The organism is Vibrio sp. LaRot3 (genome assembly GCF_027587025.1).
Taxonomy (GTDB): Bacteria; Pseudomonadota; Gammaproteobacteria; order Enterobacterales; family Vibrionaceae; genus Vibrio.
Genome location: NZ_JAPPTI010000001.1, coordinates 231,576 through 251,819, shown reverse-complemented (window position 1 = coordinate 251,819; position 20,244 = coordinate 231,576). Strand labels below are relative to the sequence as shown.

Below are 20,244 nucleotides of genomic sequence, written 5' to 3'. Positions count from 1 at the left end.
TTTTATACCTATCAAAAAGCGATTATTAAGTATGGCAAACGATCCACGTAAATTACTGGTAACTTGTGCCCTTCCGTACGCTAATGGTTCGATTCACCTTGGTCACATGCTTGAGCACATTCAAGCTGACATCTGGGTTCGCTACCAACGCCTACGCGGCAACACTGTAAACTTCATCTGTGCTGACGATGCTCACGGCACACCAATCATGCTTAAAGCGCAGCAGATGGGTATTACACCAGAAGAGATGATCGCAGCTGTTAGCGAAGAGCACCAAAAAGACTTCGCTGGCTTTGATATCAGCTTTGATAACTACCATAGCACTCATTCAGAAGAGAACCGCGAGCTAGCGTCTCACATCTACCTTCAACTTAAGAAGAATGGTTTTATTTCTAGCCGCACTATTTCTCAGCTATTTGACCCTGAGAAAGAGATGTTCCTACCAGATCGTTTCGTAAAAGGTACTTGCCCTAAGTGTAAGTCAGACGATCAATACGGTGACAACTGTGATAACTGTGGCGAAACTTACAGTCCAACAGAACTGATTGAACCTAAATCTGCAGTTTCTGGTGCGACACCAGTAATGAAAGATTCAGAGCACTTCTTCTTCGACCTACCTCAGTTTGAAAGCATGCTAAAAGAGTGGACTCGTTCTGGCTCTCTGCAAGCTGAAACAGCCAACAAGATGCAAGAGTGGTTTGAGTCTGGCCTGCAACAGTGGGATATCTCACGTGATGCGCCATACTTCGGTTTTGAAATCCCAGGCGAGAAAGACAAGTTCTTCTACGTTTGGCTAGACGCGCCTATCGGTTACATGGGGTCATTCAAAAACCTATGTGACAAGCGTGATGACCTAGACTTCGATGAGTACTGGAAAAAAGACAGCACAGCTGAGCTTTACCACTTCATCGGTAAAGACATTGTTTACTTCCACTCGCTATTCTGGCCAGCAATGCTAGAAGGTAGCGGTTTCCGTAAGCCAAACAACGTATTTGTACACGGTTACGTTACGGTTAACGGCGCGAAGATGTCTAAATCGAAAGGGACTTTCATCAAGGCCGCTACTTACCTTGACCACCTAGACCCAGAATGTCTGCGCTACTACTACGCAGCGAAGCTAAACAGTCGCATCGATGACTTAGACCTCAACCTTGAAGACTTCACTCAACGTGTAAACGCTGATGTAGTAAACAAGATTGTTAACCTAGCGTCTCGTAATGCTGGTTTCATCTCTAAGCGTTTTGAAGGCAAGCTATCAGCTAACTTTGCAGAACCTGAGCTATACAATGAGTTTGCAGCAGCGGCTGACCGCATCGCTGAGCTATTTGAAACTCGTGAGTTTGGCCGTGCTATCCGCGAGATCACAGCACTAGCAGACAAAGCAAACCAATACGTTGATGAGAAAGCACCGTGGGTTGTTGCGAAAGAAGAAGGTAAAGACCAAGAGCTACAAGACATCTGCTCTGTGGGTATCAACCTATTCCGCGTTCTGATGACTTACCTAAAACCAGTGATGCCTGAACTGGCGGCACGTACTGAAGCATTCCTAAACCAAGAACTGACTTGGGAAGGCGTTGCCACTCCACTGACTGATCACGAAATCACTAAATTCAAAGCGCTATTCAACCGCATTGATCCTAAGAAAGTTGAAGCCATGATCGAAGCATCGAAAGAAGATGCAGCCGCTGAAATGGCAGCGAAAGAAGCAGCAGAAGCTGAAAAGAACAAAGCAAGCCAAACTGAGCTTGATAAAGATCCAATCGCAGATGAGATCGAGTTCGACGCGTTTGCCGCAGTAGATATGCGTATTGCACGTATCATCTCTTGTGAAGAAGTGCCAAAGGCAAACAAACTGCTTAAGTTCCAACTGGATATCGGTGGCGAAACTCGTCAGGTATTCTCAGGCATTAAGTCTGCGTACAAACCAGAAGATCTGGAAGGTAAGCTGACCGTCATGGTTGCTAACCTTAAGCCACGTAAGATGAAGTTTGGCATGTCTGAAGGCATGATCCTAGCAGCAGGCCCTGGTGGTAGCGAGCTATGGATTCTTGAGCCGCACGAAGGTGCTCAACCTGGTATGCGTGTAATGTAACCTTTAGGTTTAACGCTTTAATTGAAAATCCCCGCTCATGCGGGGATTTTTGTTTTTGGGCTTAAATCAGTGCAATCTCATAATTTGCGCGAACAAATTCATCGAATTGCTATGCATCACATCACTTGTTTCTATAGAAGGTATTGATATATATAAATTAAACCTTTAGCGTGTCTGCGAAATACAAGGATTTAATCTCATGTCTGACACGACCATTACCAATGCAGAAAATCAGCCGTCATCTGCACCAATGACTAGCGAGCGACCTCGTATCACGCTCAACCAAACACGCTCATTCACTTGGGAGTTTTTACTCACCTTTTCAACCTTCAGTTTTTATTCGATTTTTTATCTTATTCGCGCTACCAGTGAACTGAATAAAATCGGTGGTAAACGCTTTACTCCTTGGCTTTGGATATTTTCGTTATCACCGCTGATTTCCGTTTTCAGCTTGCCAAAATTGCACTCGGCCTTAAAGCAGCTCGAAACTGAGCACCAATCGCCACATCATTCGAAATGGCACACCACTACCATTGTGGTGATGATACTCAGTAATATTTACCTGACAGTTTCAGCTAAGCTCTCAACTCCACTTTGGACTGACTTTATCGTACTGATAATTTGGTCAGCCAGCTTTGCTTCATTCGCACAACGTATAGCAACGTTAAAACATGCCGTAGATAATGTAGAGTGGAATCCTGAGAACATTGTAAAGAAAGTGTTTCGTTGGCTATTTAGCCTCACAATCATACCGTTGTACGTCTTTACAACGGGCTATGAGTTGGTCGAGTTCTATCAAATTAAAGACGTAACTCGTTTCGATGCAAACCAAACTTACACCATTTCAAATGACCAACGCGTTCAACTAACGTTTGTTGAAGAGGGTTGGTATAAAGCAGAAATCGGCACGTATTCAGATGGTACCGCAGATGCAGAATTTGGCGGCCCTAATTTATCGACTCACTTAATTCTGTTTAGCTATGACAAACTTGAGTCAATCGACGCTCATTTACATGAACGTCGCGCATGGCTAGAAGAGAACATATCCGTCACATCGTGTACTCAAGATAAACAGCTATTACCCAATAGCATGACGGTCAAATCTGAGCTTATCTGCAAAGGGCGCTCGATCAATGAAGAAGAAATTGGTGTCTCAATTTTGCTTGAAACCGAACAACGAGTGTATGAGCTAATCGGGATTTACAGCGCACCAGAATACGAATTCAAACTGCACAATGATGAGTTCTACCAGATGATTGAGGAGTTTAAGCCACTATGAAAACACTGATCATCACAGCGACCGCATTGCTAACGTTCAGCCATTTTAGTTTTGCAAACAACGTGACTTGGCAGCAAGACTTGTCTGCACCGCAAACCCTGATTAATCACGCCAACAAACTAAAAGCAGAGTTGGCTACTGATGCAGGGTTAACTCGGATCTCTTATCAGCAACAGTTTGAAATTCAACCTCATTCCGTTGAACGAACAACCACTGTCATTGATTACTACCCTAGCTTTATTGATATTGATGAACATGGCTCTAAGTCTGTCTATTTTGATCAACACCAGCAGCGGGTAGAGATTGTGTCAGCCATGACATTAAGCCCAGAGGGAGCGATTGCCACTGTCGATCCTAAACTCACTAAGTTACTGGATACACACAGCGAAAATACCTTCACTGATGAGCAGCAGCTCACCATCCCGCTGCCTTCTTTGACTGAAGGTAGCGTATCCATTGTTACCTATAAGACCATCACTGACCGCCCGAAAGACGACCGTCATTGGTCACATCAAAGCTATACTCGGCGCTCGTTCCCGATTCAAGAGTATTTGCTTTCGGCGCAATGGTCAGCCAGTGAAGCAATCCAATGGCGAGCCGACACAAAAGATGTCGTCTGCGAAGACCTTACTGATGGTTTCCGCTGCCAAGGCAACACCATTTCCGCCTATCAACACGACAATGCTACTCGCTGGCAAGATCATATTGGTCGAGTTGAAATCTCGGATTTTTCTGATTGGCAACAGGTGGTCGACAAAGCTCGACAAGCCATGAACCATGCTGAAGCAAAAACCTTGGGCATCGATGAGACTTATCAAACGCTGACAGACAACGTAACACTCCAAGAAGAAAAGATTGCTCGCTTACTGAATTTTGTCGCGCGCGATATTCGCTATGTCTCGATGTCTGAAGCAGAACACGCGCGAACACCGCACACTATCGGAGAAACGCTGCGTAACCGCTATGGGGACTGCAAAGATAAATCCACCTTACTCAAAGCGTTGTTAGCGAAAGCAGGTGTTGAGTCAGACTTAGTTCTGGTCGATACCGACCGCTTCAATCACAACTCGATGTTATTACCTGCAATGGGGCACTTTAATCATGTAGTCGTCTGTTTTGATCTATCGTCACAGCGCTACTGTCTCGATCCAACAGATAATTTAACCGATTGGAAAACCACGCCAACATGGATACAAGGCAAGGCTAATCTCGTGTTGAAAGATGGCCACCAGCCGAAACAAATGGCCTCTAATCACTATCGTTGGCGCTTTGATAGTCATGTTCATTTAACGTTCGATAACCAAGGTGGGCAGCACGAACGTCAATCTCGTACCTATCTTGGCGAGTACGCATCTTATTATCGCAACGAATTAGCCTCTCTGAATAAACAAGAACGCCAAAATCAATTGAGCTCAGAATACCAAGATCAAGTAAGTGGATTGGCCACACCAACGTTTACGATTCAGCACGCGGACGATATGAACCACTCGCTGAGTATAGAATCTCTCGCTGACTATGAGCCGTTTCTCGAGCCAGACGCCAAACTACTTGAGTATACGGAATACGACTCTTGGCTTATGTACGAGCTTAAATCAATGCGTCTTCGTAACAACTGGCATAGTGAATACTTTTCGGGGATTAAGGTGACAAGCGAGTATGAATTCGACTTGTCCAATAGCCCATGGAAACTAGACTATCTACCTTCAAGTATTGATTTTGAACATCGCTACGGCAGCATGCATCGCCAGATACAGAAAACCGATGAAGGTCACCTTAAAGTCATCACGCATCTCGACATTCCTGCGCAAACGGTCACGAGCCAAGAGCTAAATCACTTCAATCAATTTTTAACTCTATTGCGCAGCCATGCTGAAATTAAGTTTACAGGGACACAAGATTAAACCTAGCCAAGCGCGGGGTAATACCGCGCTTTATTCCCCATCATTGTGATGGCTTGCACCAAACTGGCGCATTTTTCTAACGTAAAAAACACAAAGCACTGATATATAAACAAATCTATGTTGGCACTCTTTCTGCTGAGTGAAACTATCACGGCTTAGCAACGTGATGGTCAGAAAGGAGTCTGCCATGTTCGTTATTATTTCATTGTTCATTTCGTTTTCGGTGCTGGGATGGGTCTATTTTCTTTCAACGCAGCGAACGACTTCCATCGAACGGAAGTTTGAAACTCTTATTACATTACGGGAGGTGCTACTGCTGTGTAGACAACATCGTGCGATGACCCATCACGCTATAACTCAAGCCAGCATCATTGCATGCGAAGCGAAAATCTCCGCTCAACAACTCAAGCTCACTCAACTTTCTAACCAACTTATTTCACTTGCCTCGTTTGACAACAAGGCCATGTATCGAGTGCTGCAACTAAAACTCAACGGACTCGAAACCGAGTGGTCCAAACGCAGCATTGCACGCAATCAGCGCATCCATGGCACTGCTATTCGCCACTGTATGTTTTTAATTGATGACCTCGCTCTCGAATGGTTGCTTGAATCTGGCCGCCACGACCTAAGTGATGAGTACCATATGAACTGGCAGCAAGTGCTCGACAGCATGGAAGTGCTAACCCAATTAAGGATTTGCATCCAAGAAAGTCACCAACCAAACGGCCATCTAAGAATAAAATACTACTGCGATAAAGTGTTGCACAAGCTCGACCATCTAAGCCTCATTAGTGCCTTACCGATTCGCTCACCGCAGGGACTAGAAGTACAAGGTTTACTGAAGCAAGTTATTCAAGATGAAACATTACCCATTAACAACCACCAGCTGTATCAACTGACCAGTAATGTCTCTTCGCTCATCGCTGCGGTGTACGACGATATGTTGAATGACTTGAGCAAAAGCCTTTATCAGCCTTTGCCTGAGCTTTTGACCAGCCAATAAAAAAGCCACCCGAAGGTGGCTTAAAGGAAAAGAATACGTTATTGGAGTCTTGGTTTAAGACTTAAAGCATTTTACGTGCAGCTTCTACAACCACTTTGATTGAACGCGCTTCAGTCTCTTTTAACGTTGCGTGATCTGGGATTTCTTTTTGAGTACGGTTGATGATAACGCCCGCAACACAACCCGCTTTAAGACCAGAACTTGCACACATGGTTAATAGCGTTGCTGATTCCATTTCAAAGTTCAGCACGCCCATGTCTTGCCACTCTTTCATAGAGCCTTGGAAACGCTTAACAACACGGCCAGAGAACGTATCGTAGCGCTCTTGACCTGGGTAGAATGTGTCACTTGAAGCCGTCACACCCATGTGAACTGGTGCGCCAGATTCTTCAACCGCGGCTTTCATTGCTGTTGCAACATCAAAGTCAGCAACTGCTGGGAATTCCATCGGAGCAAAGTGTAAGCTTGCGCCATCTAGACGAACAGAACCAGTCGATACGATCATGTCACCGACATTAACGTGTGGTTGGATAGCGCCTGTCGTACCAACACGTAGGAAAGTGCGAACACCAAGTTGTGCCAGCTCTTCAACTGCGATAGACGTTGATGGACCTCCAATACCAGTCGAACAAACCACAACAGGTTTGCCATCAAGCTCAGCGCGGTAAAGCGTGTATTCGCGATGACTTGCTAGGAAAACTGGGTTCTCCATTTCTTCTGCGATTTTTTGTACGCGTGCTGGGTCACCAGGGATAATTGCCAGTGTAGCACCTGCAAGATCAGCTTCAGTAACACCTAGGTGGAATACAGCTTGAGACATAGGAAACTCCTTATTGCGGCAAACTCTCTTTTAGGGTTCGCTCGATAGAATCATTGGGTACCAATTTACTCTAACCAACTCAATCGAGATAAAGAGTGATAGCAATCACATACAGTGGAGTAACATTTCTTTCATTTACACATAAAAACGTTTGGCATCACAGTTTATCTAGAGTCGAAAACAACTCATTGCATAAAAAAAGATAGCCACGTAGGGCTATCTTTTCACTAGATGAGAATATTACACCTGTTTCGATTTAAACTTGAGCAACCTCAGCGCATTCAGAGTCACCAAAGCTGTCGCGCCGCTGTCTGCCAATACAGCAACCCATAAGCCTGTTATTCCTAACAAACTGGTCACCAAAAACACCCCTTTCAAGCCCAGAGCCAAGAAGATGTTTTGGCGGATGTTGTTTAACGTAGCGCGGGACAACTCAATCATACCCGCTAATTCAGTAAGGCGATTATGAGTAATCGCTGCTTCAGCCGTCTCAAGAGCCACATCAGTACCACCACCCATAGCAATACCAATACTTGATGCCTTCATTGCAGGAGCATCGTTGATACCATCCCCCACCATGGCCACATTGGCTTGTGCTGACAAAGACTCAACATAATGAACTTTGTCTTGTGGTAATAAACCCGCTTTGTAATCAATATCGATCATCGAGCTAATTGCCGCGGCGCTGCGTGGGTTATCACCCGTAAGCATAATTGAGTGGATGCCTAGTTTGTTCAGTGCGCTCATCGCCTGTTTAGCGTCTTCGCGTAAGGTATCTTGCCATGCGATCAAACCCATGACTTTCTCTTGCTCTAAAGCAACGATGACCGTCTTACCTTGGCTTTCTAACTGCTCGACTTGCTGATTAATAGCATCCTCAAGTGGCAAAGCTAGTTTGCTTGGTGCTACCGCTCGGTAGAACACGCCATCGACCTTACCTTGAACTCCACTGCCTATCAGCGCCTGCTTATCGGTCGCTTCTGGTAGTTTAATGCCCTCATCTTTGGCTCGATTCACCAACGAAATCGCCAATGGATGGCTAGAGCCCACTTCAATCGCTGCAATTTTCTCAATTAAAAGGGCTTGGCTGTACTCACTAGCCGGCACGACATCAGTCACTTCAGGCTTGCCTTTGGTCAAGGTGCCGGTTTTATCAAATGCGATAGTTTCAACTCGGCCTAACTGCTCTAAAGCTGCACCACCTTTAATCAAAGCACCGCGACGAGCCCCTGCCGCTAGTCCAGACGTGATCGCCGCTGGCGTAGAGATAACCAAAGCGCAAGGACAAGCAATAAGCAGTAGCGCCAAACCACGGTAAACCCATGTTTCCCATGGCTGAGCAAACAAGAGTGGCGGCGTAATAATTACCAGTAAAGAAACCAACATCATCAAAGGCGTGTACCAACGACTAAAGCGGTCTAAGAAACGCTCCAATGGGGCTTTGCGAGATTCCGCTTCCTCGATGAGATGTAGAATTCGATCAATTGCATTTTCACCCTGCTTTGAAGTGATCGTCAGACGAACGACTTTATCGACCACCACAGCACCAGCCATGACAGATTCACCGCTATAGCGTTCTACAGGGATGGACTCACCTGTTAAAGCACTCTCATCAAAGCTTGCTGCGTCACCAATCAATTTACCGTCGGCAGGCAGGCGAGCACCGGGAGAAACTTCAATTTCATCACCAAGGGTAAGCTCGCTCGCGCTGACTTCAACACGCTCACCGTCCACGATCTTGGTTGCAGTTTCTGGGACTAACTCCATTAAAGCCTGTACACCGCTACGAGCACGAGAGGCGGCAAATGCTTCCAAGCGTTCACCAATAAGGAACAGCAATAACACCATGGCAGCTTCAACGCTTTCGCCAAGATACAGTGCACCTAATGCAGCCACACTCATCAGTGTTTCTATCGCAAATGGCGTACCCGATCTCGCTAGAGATATCGCTTTCTTACCAATAGGGTATAAGCCAGCAAGACAGGTGATGATGAACAACCATTCACTGACTTGAGGAAGAGCCGGTTTGATTAAACCCGCAATTGCCATTGCACTGGCAATCGCAATAATTTGTGCATTCTGTTTTAAAACATGTTGCCAACCTGAAGGCTTAGGCTGAGACGATTTTTGGTTAGGATCACTAAAAGTAAAGCCAGCATCCAATATGGCTTGCTCGACCATGGTGGCAGCGCCGATATCATTGGACTTGATCACTAACTTTTCGGTCGCAAAAAGAACTTTTGCTTCAATAATACCTGAGACTTTTTGCACGGCGGTTTCGACTTTACGCGCACATGCGGGGCAATCCATCCCTTCTATTTTCCAACTTTGGGTAAATCTGGCGGAGGTAGAAAGACCGGAGTCGCTTTCCTCATCAGTAGGGTCAGCATTACTGCTACAACTGTTTGAACTACAACAATCGCTCTCAACCGTAGCGACAGAAGCCATTTTGATTGATGTAATTTTAGGGCTAGCACAAGAGCCTGCTTGAGCTGGGTTAGCCGCGGCTTTTTCAGAGCGGCAACCATCATGTTTGGTGCACATAAGAGAATCTCCTTTCAAAGTACACCATTAGCTTAAACCTTGGATACGACTCCAAGGTCAAGTTTATTTTTCAGTGATTTCGTTGTTTACCGCGACTTCATCAATCAACACCGCATCATGGCTACAAAAAGGCTGCGAGTTAACACAGGTAATCGATGGGTCATCTTCAACAACAGGCAATTCACCACCTTCGGTCAGTTGAACAATATGGCGATGCAAAACCCAAGTGGCAATGATGCCAAATAGCGTACTACCTAAGGCTTGCCCATACAGCACGCCTTCAGCGCCAAACCATAAAGCGCCAAAATGCACAAAAGGCAGAGTACCGAGTGTGGCCTTACCCAAATTCAATGCGGTGGAATAAAGTGGCTTACCTAGGTTGTTAAATGAGGTGTTGGCAACAAACTGCGCACCATTGAAGACAAAACTGATCGCAACAAATGTACAGAAAGTCGCGACAATCAGGGCGGCGTCTCCAGTCAAACTAAAGCCAGACACAATCCAATCTTGAACGAAGTAAAGAATGATACACACCGTGATGGTATAGACCGTTGTAACGATCAACGAGTTGTACAGCGTATCTTTCACCCTGTCGTAACGCTCAGCACCAAAGTTTTGCCCGATGATAGGCCCCACCGCTCCTGACAAGGCAAAAATCACCGCGAAACAAACCGGAGTAACGCGACCAATCACCGCAAAACCTGCAACAAAGTTCTCACCAAATTGAGCGATAGAAGAAGTAACAATGGCATTACCAATTGGTGTGGCAATATTGGTAATAATCGCAGGAATAGCAATGGTCAAAATTGCTTTGAGGTTATTCGACCAAGCGGAGAACGCAAATGGCGCGACCAACTGATGCACCCGAATTAATGGATAAAGAGAGAAGCCCAATACCGTAAAACGTGCAATCACTGATGCAATCGCAGCGCCTTCTACGTTCCAATCAAAAACAAAAATGAAGATAGGGTCAAGGATGGCATTAACAATACCACCGGATAGGGTTGCCCACATTGAGCGCTTAGCGTCTCCCGCCGCACGAAGCCCAGCACCAGCAGCCATCGCTAGCGCGAGAACTGGGCCACTTGGTAATAATATTTGTAAGTAGGCCTGAGCACGCTCAGCCGCTACCCCTTTAGCACCGATCGCTGCTAACAGTTCAGGAATATGCCAATACATCAGCGCACACACTATGCTGCTAATGAAAAAAGCCGTAAACATGACAGAGGTGCTGAGCGAACGCGCGTGATTTGTCTGTTTCGCTCCGATAGCTTTAGAAACTAAAGCCCCCATCGCAATAGACGTACCAATCGAAATTGAGGTCGAGAAAAAGATCAGCGTACCTGCAAAGCCGACCGCTGCGGCCAACTCCACTTGTCCGAGCATACTAATAAACAGCATGTCGAGGAGATCAACCACGAACAAGGCCATTAAACCGATAGATCCCGCACCTGACATCACCAAGATATGACGCATGGTTGAACCTTCTAGAAATTTGGCACTTTGATCGCTCATCACTGTCTCTTTTTACTTCGTAGAAAACACAAAAGGCGCTTTGCGCGCCTTCTGTCCGTATGCCATTCTACACCGGATGCTTAAAACACGCATCGATGTTTTTCGCTATCGCTCTCAGCACATCTTTGCGAGTAATAATCCCCACTAATCGACCATTATCGATCACCGGGTACACTTTCGGTTTCCCTATCTTCATCATCTCTGCCAGTTCTATGATGTTCATCTCTGGCGAGACTGAAAGCACTTCAGGATGCATACAATCACTCACAATATGCGTATCCTGACAGAAGTAACTCACTTTAATCAACTTTTCTAACAAATCCTGACCTGATAGAAAACCAATGACTTCTTTTTTGTCGTTGATTACAGGCCCACCTAAATAATCTGACCCCATCACTTTATCGAGTGCTGCACTGAGTGACATTTCTGGTTTAAAAGTCACCGCTTGTAGCGTCATATAATCTTTTACTTTTAGTGATTCCATGTTTGTCTCCTTTTGTGCAACCGACATTGACCACTTGCTTGGTTATTCCAGTAAATTTGAATATTGAGAGATTTATCCCTTTCCTTAAGTGTCGTCTAATTTCTTGATTTTACTAAATGGAAAGCAACAATTTTTCTGATAGGTAAAACCAATCACCACAAACAAAAACGGCCATCAGATCACTCTGATGGCCGTTTATACCGATATTTTTTTGGGGATAGATTATTGCTGCCAGCGCTCCGCGGCTTTGGCATCAGACTCACGAGAATCTACCCAGCGTGTTGATTCTGTCGTGCGCTCTTTCTTCCAAAATGGCGCTTTGGTCTTCAAGTAATCCATCACAAATTCGCACGCCTCAAACGCAGCACCTCGGTGAGCACTTGCCACGCCGACGAAGACAATTTGATCACCGATGTCCAAATCGCCCACACGGTGGATCACACGCACACCCTGCAATGGCCAACGCTTTTCAGCTTCGTCACAAATTTCAGCTAAGGCTTTTTCAGTCATGCCCGGGTAGTGTTCCAATGACAAACCCGTGACATTATCGCCAAGGTTCATATCACGCACTTTACCAACAAACGTCACTACTGCGCCTGATGCACTGCCCTGAGCTAACTGTTGATACTCAGCGCCAACATCAAAGTCTTCCACCATTACAGCTACGCGAGAGTCCATATTAACCTCCGGTAACTGGCGGGAAGAATGCCACTTCATCACCCTGAGTCACAGGATGCTCTAGCGGGACAATTGACTGATTCACAGCGGCGAGTAGCTTACCCGGCTCTAATGCAAGATCCCACTTACCTTCTTGTTGAGATAAGTGAGCGCGAATCGCTTCTACCGTAGCAAACTCGCCATCAAGCTCTAGTTCATCAATACCAACCAATTCGCGAGTTTGAGCGAAGAATAAAACTTTAATCATGCATCCACCTTGAAGTGACCCGATTTACCACCGGTTTTCTCTAGCAAGCGTACTTGGCCAATCACCATATCTTTTTGCACGGCTTTACACATATCGTAAATCGTCAAAGCGGCAACAGATGCAGCTGTTAATGCTTCCATCTCGACACCCGTTTTACCGGCAAGTTTACAAACAGATTCAATACGAACCATGTTTTCAGCTTCGATCGCTTCTAACTGGACTTCGACTTTAGAAAGCAACAATGGATGGCACAGCGGAATCAGATCCCATGTTTTTTTCGCCGCTTGAATACCCGCAATGCGGGCTGTTGCGAACACATCACCTTTGTGGTGTTGCCCAGAGGTAATCAGATTGAGCGTTTCAGGCGCCATGTGCACGAAAGCTTCGGCACGTGCTTCACGCACGGTTTCAGCTTTAGCAGATACATCGACCATGTTCGCTTCGCCAGAGGCATTGATATGAGTAAATTGGCTCATGCGTCCCCCAGCTTAAACCGCTAGATGCGGCATGAAGTTACAAGGGCGGTGGCTCGCATCAAGTTGTTGCTTGATGATTTTTGTCCAACCCGTACGACAAGCACCCGTTGAACCCGGCATGGCGAAAATCACAGTGTGGTTAGCAAAACCCGCAATCGCACGAGATTGAATAGTTGAAGTGCCGATTTCTTCATAAGAAACCATACGGAACAGCTCACCAAAACCTTCCACTTCTTTATCAAACAATGGTTTTAGTGCTTCCGGAGTGCTGTCACGAGAAGTAAAACCAGTACCACCAGTAATCATCACCGCTTGAACATTTTCATCCGCGATCCATTGCGACACAATCGCACGAATTTTGTACATGTCATCAATAACGATTTGCTTATCAACAACGTTATGACCGGCCTCTTTAGCTTGTTCAACTAAGTAGCCACCTGACGTATCGTTTTCTTCAGTACGTGTATCTGAAACGGTTAGAACTGCGATGTTTGCTGGTTGGAACTTGCTCTCTGCATGACCCATGTACTCACCTACCTATTATGATATTTATTGTCTGCCATCTACCTGGCACAAGTTAACTGGAAAGTTGATTAGCCGCCAATCGACGCCAAATGTGGCGTCATGCCGGAGTTACCATCATGAAGGAAATGGCTCACCGATTTGGTTTGCAGCTGATCTTGGATTCGTTGAATCAATTGTGGCTCTTGGCTATCGTGCTCAAGCAAGTCTCGTAACTCGACACCATGGTCGCCAAACAAGCATAAATGCAGTTTACCCAATGCTGATACGCGCAGTCGGTTACAGCTTTCACAAAAGCCTTTCTCATACGGCATGATCAGGCCGATTTCGCCTTCATAATCCGGGTGGAAGAAGACTTGAGCCGGGCCGTCATTTTTTTCGCGCACTTTCAATAACCAACCTTGCGCCATTAACTGGTTACGAATCGCAACACCTGATACATGGTGTTCTTTAAATAAATCGTCCATCTCACCTGTTTGCATCAGCTCAATAAAACGCAGCTGAATTGGGCGATGTTTAATCCATTCTAAGAACTGCGGCAATTGATGCGCGTTGAAATGCTTCATCAATACCACATTTACTTTAATTTGCTTGTAGCCAACCTCAAATGCACGGTCGATGCCCGCCATCACTTGATTAAATTTGTTTTCACCCGTGATTTGGTGGAAAAGGCGTGGGTCGAGGCTATCGACACTGACATTGATGTGCGTAAGGCCAGCTTGTTTCCACTCGCTGACTTGTTTTTCCATGCGATAACCATTGGTGGTTGTCGCGACTTTTCGGATACCATCGGTATTGGCTACCGTGGCAATAATGTCAGTAAAGTCTTTACGTAAACTCGGTTCACCACCGGTGATACGAACTTTCGACGTACCACAATCAGCAAACGCTCTAACGACACGTTTGATTTCTGGTAGGGATAAAAAAGACGAGTTTTTCTGTCCCGAAGGCTTATAGCCATCAGGTAAACAATAGGTACATTTAAAGTTACAAACGTCTGTAACGGAGAGACGCAAGTAATAAAACTTGCGATGAAATTTATCTTCTAATTGTTGCGCCACGGAACACCTTTCCAAACACGGGAGGCATAATCATTTCCAATTATGCCCTTGTGACAACTTGTCACTGGCTTTATGCGCTTATTCATGGGAACTTAGCGAATAGAGCTCGGAGTTATGGCAACTGTTGCAATCAACGAATGGGATAAACCCTTCAGAATCAACAGTAGCTGACCGATAAAATACTTAATAATTGTAAGTGATTCCACCCTCTCGGCGAAAAAATCGTGCTTTGGGCGCAAATTACCTACTATTGAGTACAAGTAGTAAATGGAATAACTTAAATTGTAGATGGATATGACAAAATAAGAAAAAACTAATGAGTGTATATCGTAAAAACAAAGTGGTCGCGATTGGCGGCGGCCACGGCCTCGGACGCATGCTTGCTGCGCTGAATGATTTCTCTAGCAATGCTACCGGCATTGTGACGACCACCGACAACGGCGGTTCAACTGGTCGTATTCGTCATTGCCAAGGTGGCATCGCTTGGGGTGATATGCGCAACTGCGTTAATCAGCTCATCACTGAGCCTTCGATCAGTTCAATGATGTTCGAATACCGTTTCAAAGGCGCTGGCGAACTGGATGGCCACAACCTAGGTAACCTCATGCTTACCGCTTTGGATAACTTATCTGTTCGTCCATTAGATGCCATCAATCTGATCCGCAATATGCTTAAGGTCGATGTCAACATTGTCCCTATGTCTGAGCATCCATCTGATCTCAAAGCACTGTCGAAAGAAGGCAAATGGGTTACCGGCGAAACCAGCGTTGATGAAATGACGCAAGACTTGTTGCGTCTAGACCTTGAGCCAGAAGTCCCCGCGACGAAAGAAGGGGTGATGGCGATTGAGCAAGCCGATATGATCATTCTCGGCCCGGGTAGTTTCTTAACCAGCGTCATGCCACCACTGCTGTTACCAGAAGTCGGTCGAGCGATCTGCAACAATGCTACTGCACAGTTGGTGTTTGTTGAAAACTTATCGCCTGAATATGGACCTGCGGGTCGAATGACGTTGCAAGAAAAACTAGAGTGGTGCGAGCGAGCTTGTTATGGGCGAAAACTAGACGTGGTTCTTGGTGATACTCCACACCCTGAACTGCAAGAGTGGAATTGCATCACCACCGAGTTAGCGTCACCCAATCGCGATTGGCGACATGACCGCGACAAGCTCCATCAAGCCATTATTGATTTATTGGCTGAGTAAATCTTTATATCGCTGCTCTGTCTCATTGAGCAGCGATAGCATTTGTTGCTTATGCTGATCTGTATTCAGCAATTGACCCGCCTTCCCTACCGCATCATATTCATTGGCTAATGCGCATAATGCTTCTGCACCAAAACTCGCCGCACTACTTTTAAGCGCATGACTTATCTCACGTAAGTACTCATCTTGATTCGACGGGCATTGTTGCAAATTGGCAATGTATTGTGCCAATTCGCCCAAGAAAATCTCCAATAAAATAGGCACATTGTCCACGCCTATTTCACTGCCCAATTGTTCGACTTTAACTGAGTTTAATACTTCCATAGCAATTACTGAGTTTCCTTTGCATTCCATGCTTGTAACTTGCGATATAGAGTAGACGGACTCACATCTAAGTAGCCCGCGGCTTTGGGGATATTACCATCACACGCTTTAATCGCTTGTTCTATCGCGTTTTTTTCCGTCACCCAAAGAGGATAAATATCGTGCACAGACAGAATACCACTCTCTTGAATGGTGGCTGTGATCGGATTATCACTCGGTTGATTTAGTGGCGGTGGCAACATATCAATTTGAATTTCTTTGCCTTTATTCAGTACAACCACGTTACGCAACACGTTTTGCAATTGACGAACATTACCCGGCCACTCATAACGAGCGAATCGCTCCACAACCTCAGGGGCAAGCCTTACAAAGTCTTTGCCTTCCTCTTTGGACATAAATCCTAGCAAGGAGTATGCAATTTCAATGACATCTTCGCCGCGTTCACGTAAAGGTGGCAAATGAAGAGGGATAACATACAAGCGATAATACAAATCTTCACGGAATCGTCCTTCCTGAACTTCCTTCCATGGGTCACGGTTGGTTGCACAAACAAAGCGAACATCCACACTCTTCATCTTTGAAGAGCCTACCTTTTGAAAAGTACCAGTTTGGATGAAGCGTAATAACTTGGTTTGCAGATCCAAATCCATTTCACACAACTCATCGAGGAACAGCGTTCCCCCATCAGCAAGCTCTGCCGCACCTTGTCTATCCGTCGCTGCCCCAGTAAACGCACCTTTTACGTGGCCGAACAACTCACTCTCAATCAGGTCTTTCGGAATCGCAGCACAGTTAATAGCGATAAAAGGTTTATCTCCGCGCTTACTGGCCGCGTGAATCGCCTCAGCACACACTTCTTTACCGGTACCACTTTCACCCGTAATGAAGATACTCGCCTTACTCGCCGCAGCAGAGTCAATGGTGCGATAGACCGCCTGCATGGTATGGCTACTGCCGATAAAGCCTTGATAGCTTTGGTTACCCGGATTATCGGCTTCATTTTTTAGCTTGGTCGCTTTACGAATCGCGTTGTTCACCGTGACACGTAATCGGTCGGCTTCACAGGGCTTAATCAGAAAGTCTTGCGCACCATGGCGCATCGCTTCAACTGCGGTATCAATGGAGCCATGAGCGGTCATAAAGATGACAGGAACGTCCGGGCGCTGTTGCTTGACCGAATGCAGCACGTCCATGCCGGTCATATCAGGAAGTCGTAAATCAAGTAAGATCAGATCTGGAGTGCGATAATTTAAGCTTTCAATGGCCTCACGCCCAGTGCCAACGATGTTGATATCAATCCCTAAAGGCGTCAAATACGAGCGATACAGCGCCGCAACGGAGACGGTATCTTCCACCATTAATAGGTACTTGGACTTTTGAGTTTCATTATTATGTTGCATAACCTAGCCAATGATTAAACGTTTGCAATTTGTTTAAATCATTGCATTGCGCATTGCAATTTGCAAATAAAACTCTGTAAAAGGGGGGAATAGGCTGAAATTCGTCACCAAAACCGCTTCAAAAACTGGCACGAATGATGCTATATGTATAGTGACCCTCAAGGGTCACCTAGCCAACTGACGTTGTTAGTGAACTTAGTATTCACAAATATCAGCCAATAGAACAAATTTCTATTGGCTATTTTTTTGCCTAAAATTCACGCCTTACGCCGTCTAGCTGTTGGAAATAAACTGCGCTCGCAACTTCTCAATCTCATCACGCTTAGCCGCTGCCAATTCAAACTCAAGGTCTTGCGCATGTTGATACATCTGCGCTTCTAGCTTGCTGATCTCTTTCTCTAGCTGTTGAGGCGACATCACCGCATAGTCTTGTGAAGGTTCAGCGACTTTCGACAATGGTACTTGCTTGTTGTTACGCTGCTTTTTCGACTTGGTAATATCACCCAATTCCATAATATCTTTGATATTACGTTTAAGCGCTTGAGGGGTAATACCTTGCTCTTCGTTATAAGCTTGTTGTTTCTCACGACGACGATTCGTTTCATCCATCGCTTTCTTCATTGAGCCTGTAATTCGATCCGCATAGAGAATCGCTTTACCTTGAACGTTACGCGCAGCACGGCCGATAGTCTGAATCAATGAACGCTCCGAACGTAAGAAGCCTTCTTTGTCAGCGTCGAGAATGGCCACCAGCGACACTTCCGGCATATCCAAACCTTCACGCAGCAAGTTAATACCCACTAACACATCAAACTCACCTAAGCGAAGGTCGCGAATAATTTCTACACGTTCTACCGTATCAATATCCGAGTGCAGATAACGAACACGCACATCATGTTCCGTTAGGTATTCAGTCAAATCCTCTGCCATACGTTTGGTCAATGTCGTCACCAGAACACGCTCGTCTTTCGCCGCTCGAATGCGGATCTCAGATAGCAAATCATCAACTTGAGTCGCAACCGGACGTACTTCTAGCTGCGGGTCCAATAAGCCAGTTGGGCGAACAACTTGATCGGCAACATCGCCATCCGATTTTTCAAGCTCATAATTACCCGGAGTTGCCGAAACAAAGATGGTTTGCGGCGCAATAGATTCAAACTCTTCAAACTTCAGTGGACGGTTGTCCAGTGCCGAAGGAAGGCGGAAGCCAAACTCTACCAAGGTCTCTTTACGTGAGCGGTCGCCTTTAAACATCGCGCCAATTTGTGGCACGGTGACGTGAGATTCATCAATGATCAATAAGCCATCATTAGGTAAGTAATCAAATAGTGTCGGTGGCGGCTCACCCTCACTACGACCACTTAAGTAGCGGGAATAGTTTTCGATACCGGAGCAGAAGCCAAGTTCATTCATCATCTCAATATCAAATTGAGTGCGCTGACTGATTCGCTGCTCTTCAAGCAGCTTATTGTTATCAAGTAGATACTGTTTACGCTGTTCTAACTCTACTTTAATGTTCTCTACTGCATCGAGAATGCGTTCTCTAGGCGTAACATAGTGGGTCTTTGGATAAATCGTATAACGAGGTAAATCGCGCTGCTTAATGGCACCTGTTAATGGATCGAACACGCTAATGCAGTCGATCTCATCATCAAACATCTCGATACGAACTGCGTCTTGATCCGATTCTGCTGGGAAGATATCAATCACTTCTCCACGAACTCGAAACTGACCTCGCTCGAATGCCACATCATTACGACTGTATTGCAGCTCAGCTAAGCGACGTAAAATATCGCGCTGATCCATAATGTCGCCACGACGAATATGCAGCATCATCTGCAAATAGGCTTGTGGGTCGCCCAAACCATAAATCGCAGAAACCGACGCGACAATAATGGCGTCTTTACGCTCTAGCAGTGCTTTGGTCGCAGACAAACGCATCTGCTCAATATGCGCGTTAACGGAAGCGTCTTTTTCAATAAAGGTATCCGTGGTTGGCACATACGCTTCTGGCTGATAATAGTCATAGTACGAGACGAAATATTCCACTGCGTTGTTAGGAAAGAATGACTTCATTTCGCCATACAACTGCGCCGCCAAGGTTTTGTTCGGCGCGAGTAAGATGGCTGGACGCTGAGCAGTCGCTATCACGTTAGCCAAAGTAAATGTTTTACCTGACCCCGTAACCCCGAGTAACGTTTGATGGGCAAGGCCAGAGTCTAAACCATCAAGCAGCTTAGCGATTGCAGTAGGTTGATCACCCGATGGTTGATAATCAGAGACTAGCTCATACAGTTTGCTCATAGTGTCCTCAGAGTCATTAAGCAGCAGAAGCTCTATTTTGTCTGTATATATATACAGACTCAAGAGCTAGTTGAGAAATAATTAGCTGTTTTCTTCAAAACACATCAATAACGCTAGATCCCTGATGATGAACCTGATAATATTCTCCGCCCTACAGGAATTACCTTCCGAAAAATCCCATTTTTCAATACACAGCTTATACACAAAATCCGCAAATTGTGTACTATCTCGCAGAAGATCACTTTTCACCTTTTCGATTATTTTTTGATCTAATTGCGCCTTAATGCCTTATCCTACAACAGATTAGCCCTCGATCTTTTTGTCTAAACTTTGTTCGCCCAAAGCCCATTTTGTGAATAACTTTTTTTGCTAAGAATTCATTAACACACT

The 20,244-nt window shown here is 45.5% G+C and carries 17 protein-coding genes and 1 riboswitch; of the genes, 5 read left to right on the top strand and 12 right to left on the bottom strand.

The features are described 5' to 3' along the window. Nucleotides 1-31 precede the first annotated feature (31 nt). The 4 genes from metG to OH461_RS01275 all read left to right on the top strand — a co-directional run bounded on the left by metG (nucleotide 32) and on the right by OH461_RS01275 (nucleotide 6,275). Entirely contained in the window at nucleotides 32-2,092 is a 2,061-nt protein-coding gene (metG, locus tag OH461_RS01290; RefSeq protein ID WP_270018846.1) for a methionine--tRNA ligase, read from the top strand. A gap of 199 nt (nucleotides 2,093-2,291) precedes the next feature. After that, complete coding sequence (locus OH461_RS01285) at nucleotides 2,292-3,371, top strand: hypothetical protein (protein ID WP_270018845.1); 1,080 nt, start codon at nucleotides 2,292-2,294, stop codon at nucleotides 3,369-3,371. Then, nucleotides 3,368-5,272, top strand: a complete 1,905-nt coding sequence (locus tag OH461_RS01280; protein WP_270018844.1) for a DUF3857 domain-containing protein — start codon at nucleotides 3,368-3,370, stop codon at nucleotides 5,270-5,272. The genes OH461_RS01285 and OH461_RS01280 overlap by 4 nt, the downstream gene beginning before the upstream one ends. Nucleotides 5,273-5,459: 187 nt before the next feature. Further along, nucleotides 5,460-6,275 carry a hypothetical protein gene (locus OH461_RS01275; RefSeq protein ID WP_270018843.1) on the top strand — a complete coding sequence of 272 codons (816 nt, stop codon included), beginning with the start codon at nucleotides 5,460-5,462 and terminating at the stop codon, nucleotides 6,273-6,275. A 61-nt stretch (nucleotides 6,276-6,336) separates the two neighbouring features. Here the strand turns inward: OH461_RS01275 and udp are convergent, their stop codons facing one another. The 9 genes from udp to moaA all read right to left on the bottom strand — a co-directional run bounded on the left by udp (nucleotide 6,337) and on the right by moaA (nucleotide 14,622). Further along, the gene (gene udp, locus OH461_RS01270) at nucleotides 6,337-7,095 is read right to left on the bottom strand and encodes a uridine phosphorylase (protein ID WP_260259018.1); all 759 of its coding nucleotides are present in this window, start codon (nucleotides 7,093-7,095) and stop codon (nucleotides 6,337-6,339) included. Nucleotides 7,096-7,335: 240 nt separating this feature from the next. After that, the gene (locus OH461_RS01265) at nucleotides 7,336-9,639 is read right to left on the bottom strand and encodes a zinc/cadmium/mercury/lead-transporting ATPase (RefSeq protein ID WP_270018842.1); all 2,304 of its coding nucleotides are present in this window, start codon (nucleotides 9,637-9,639) and stop codon (nucleotides 7,336-7,338) included. A gap of 63 nt (nucleotides 9,640-9,702) precedes the next feature. After that, nucleotides 9,703-11,154, bottom strand: a complete 1,452-nt coding sequence (locus OH461_RS01260; protein ID WP_270018841.1) for an MATE family efflux transporter — start codon at nucleotides 11,152-11,154, stop codon at nucleotides 9,703-9,705. A gap of 67 nt (nucleotides 11,155-11,221) precedes the next feature. Next, a complete protein-coding gene (locus OH461_RS01255) occupies nucleotides 11,222-11,638 on the bottom strand; it encodes a CBS domain-containing protein (RefSeq protein ID WP_270018840.1) in 417 nt (138 codons plus the stop codon). 222 nt (nucleotides 11,639-11,860) lie between these two features. Beyond that, the gene (gene moaE / locus OH461_RS01250; protein WP_270018839.1) at nucleotides 11,861-12,316 is read right to left on the bottom strand and encodes a molybdopterin synthase catalytic subunit MoaE; all 456 of its coding nucleotides are present in this window, start codon (nucleotides 12,314-12,316) and stop codon (nucleotides 11,861-11,863) included. Between the two features lies 1 nt (nucleotide 12,317). Further along, entirely contained in the window at nucleotides 12,318-12,563 is a 246-nt protein-coding gene (gene moaD, locus OH461_RS01245) for a molybdopterin synthase sulfur carrier subunit (RefSeq protein WP_270018838.1), read from the bottom strand. Then, nucleotides 12,560-13,039, bottom strand: coding sequence for a cyclic pyranopterin monophosphate synthase MoaC (gene moaC / locus OH461_RS01240; protein ID WP_270018837.1), 480 nt, complete (start codon nucleotides 13,037-13,039; stop codon nucleotides 12,560-12,562). Before moaC ends, moaD begins: the two co-directional genes overlap by 4 nt. Before the next feature lie 12 nt (nucleotides 13,040-13,051). Continuing rightward, complete coding sequence (moaB, locus tag OH461_RS01235; RefSeq protein WP_270018836.1) at nucleotides 13,052-13,564, bottom strand: molybdenum cofactor biosynthesis protein B; 513 nt, start codon at nucleotides 13,562-13,564, stop codon at nucleotides 13,052-13,054. A gap of 68 nt (nucleotides 13,565-13,632) precedes the next feature. Further along, a complete protein-coding gene (moaA, locus tag OH461_RS01230) occupies nucleotides 13,633-14,622 on the bottom strand; it encodes a GTP 3',8-cyclase MoaA (protein WP_270018835.1) in 990 nt (329 codons plus the stop codon). Further along, nucleotides 14,611-14,746, bottom strand: a riboswitch (molybdenum cofactor riboswitch). It overlaps the preceding gene by 12 nt. Before the next feature lie 192 nt (nucleotides 14,747-14,938). Here moaA and OH461_RS01225 point away from each other — a divergent pair. Continuing rightward, nucleotides 14,939-15,826 carry a YvcK family protein gene (locus OH461_RS01225; protein WP_270018834.1) on the top strand — a complete coding sequence of 296 codons (888 nt, stop codon included), beginning with the start codon at nucleotides 14,939-14,941 and terminating at the stop codon, nucleotides 15,824-15,826. Here OH461_RS01225 and luxU read toward each other — a convergent pair. The 3 genes from luxU to uvrB all read right to left on the bottom strand — a co-directional run bounded on the left by luxU (nucleotide 15,812) and on the right by uvrB (nucleotide 19,854). Then, the gene (luxU, locus tag OH461_RS01220; protein ID WP_270018833.1) at nucleotides 15,812-16,150 is read right to left on the bottom strand and encodes a quorum-sensing phosphorelay protein LuxU; all 339 of its coding nucleotides are present in this window, start codon (nucleotides 16,148-16,150) and stop codon (nucleotides 15,812-15,814) included. The genes OH461_RS01225 and luxU overlap by 15 nt on opposite strands. A 5-nt stretch (nucleotides 16,151-16,155) precedes the next feature. After that, on the bottom strand, nucleotides 16,156-17,550 hold the full coding sequence (gene luxO, locus OH461_RS01215) for a quorum-sensing sigma-54 dependent transcriptional regulator LuxO (protein ID WP_270018832.1): 1,395 nt from the start codon (nucleotides 17,548-17,550) through the stop codon (nucleotides 16,156-16,158). Nucleotides 17,551-17,823: 273 nt separating this feature from the next. Beyond that, a complete protein-coding gene (gene uvrB, locus OH461_RS01210) occupies nucleotides 17,824-19,854 on the bottom strand; it encodes an excinuclease ABC subunit UvrB (protein ID WP_270018831.1) in 2,031 nt (676 codons plus the stop codon). Nucleotides 19,855-20,244 lie beyond the last annotated feature (390 nt).

What these genes read in the sequence shown, in the direction of transcription:
- OH461_RS01275 (WP_270018843.1), top strand. Translation starts at nt 5,460, where the DNA reads ATGTTCGTTATTATTTCATTGTTCATTTCGTTTTCGGTGCTGGGATGG.
- moaE (WP_270018839.1), bottom strand. Translation starts at nt 12,316, where the DNA reads ATGGACTCTCGCGTAGCTGTAATGGTGGAAGACTTTGATGTTGGCGCT.
- OH461_RS01225 (WP_270018834.1), top strand. Translation starts at nt 14,939, where the DNA reads ATGAGTGTATATCGTAAAAACAAAGTGGTCGCGATTGGCGGCGGCCAC.
- OH461_RS01260 (WP_270018841.1), bottom strand. Translation starts at nt 11,154, where the DNA reads ATGAGCGATCAAAGTGCCAAATTTCTAGAAGGTTCAACCATGCGTCAT.
- moaB (WP_270018836.1), bottom strand. Translation starts at nt 13,564, where the DNA reads ATGGGTCATGCAGAGAGCAAGTTCCAACCAGCAAACATCGCAGTTCTA.
- metG (WP_270018846.1), top strand. Translation starts at nt 32, where the DNA reads ATGGCAAACGATCCACGTAAATTACTGGTAACTTGTGCCCTTCCGTAC.
- OH461_RS01280 (WP_270018844.1), top strand. Translation starts at nt 3,368, where the DNA reads ATGAAAACACTGATCATCACAGCGACCGCATTGCTAACGTTCAGCCAT.
- moaC (WP_270018837.1), bottom strand. Translation starts at nt 13,039, where the DNA reads ATGAGCCAATTTACTCATATCAATGCCTCTGGCGAAGCGAACATGGTC.
- luxO (WP_270018832.1), bottom strand. Translation starts at nt 17,550, where the DNA reads ATGCAACATAATAATGAAACTCAAAAGTCCAAGTACCTATTAATGGTG.
- udp (WP_260259018.1), bottom strand. Translation starts at nt 7,095, where the DNA reads ATGTCTCAAGCTGTATTCCACCTAGGTGTTACTGAAGCTGATCTTGCA.
- uvrB (WP_270018831.1), bottom strand. Translation starts at nt 19,854, where the DNA reads ATGAGCAAACTGTATGAGCTAGTCTCTGATTATCAACCATCGGGTGAT.
- luxU (WP_270018833.1), bottom strand. Translation starts at nt 16,150, where the DNA reads ATGGAAGTATTAAACTCAGTTAAAGTCGAACAATTGGGCAGTGAAATA.
- moaD (WP_270018838.1), bottom strand. Translation starts at nt 12,563, where the DNA reads ATGATTAAAGTTTTATTCTTCGCTCAAACTCGCGAATTGGTTGGTATT.
- OH461_RS01265 (WP_270018842.1), bottom strand. Translation starts at nt 9,639, where the DNA reads ATGTGCACCAAACATGATGGTTGCCGCTCTGAAAAAGCCGCGGCTAAC.
- OH461_RS01255 (WP_270018840.1), bottom strand. Translation starts at nt 11,638, where the DNA reads ATGGAATCACTAAAAGTAAAAGATTATATGACGCTACAAGCGGTGACT.
- OH461_RS01285 (WP_270018845.1), top strand. Translation starts at nt 2,292, where the DNA reads ATGTCTGACACGACCATTACCAATGCAGAAAATCAGCCGTCATCTGCA.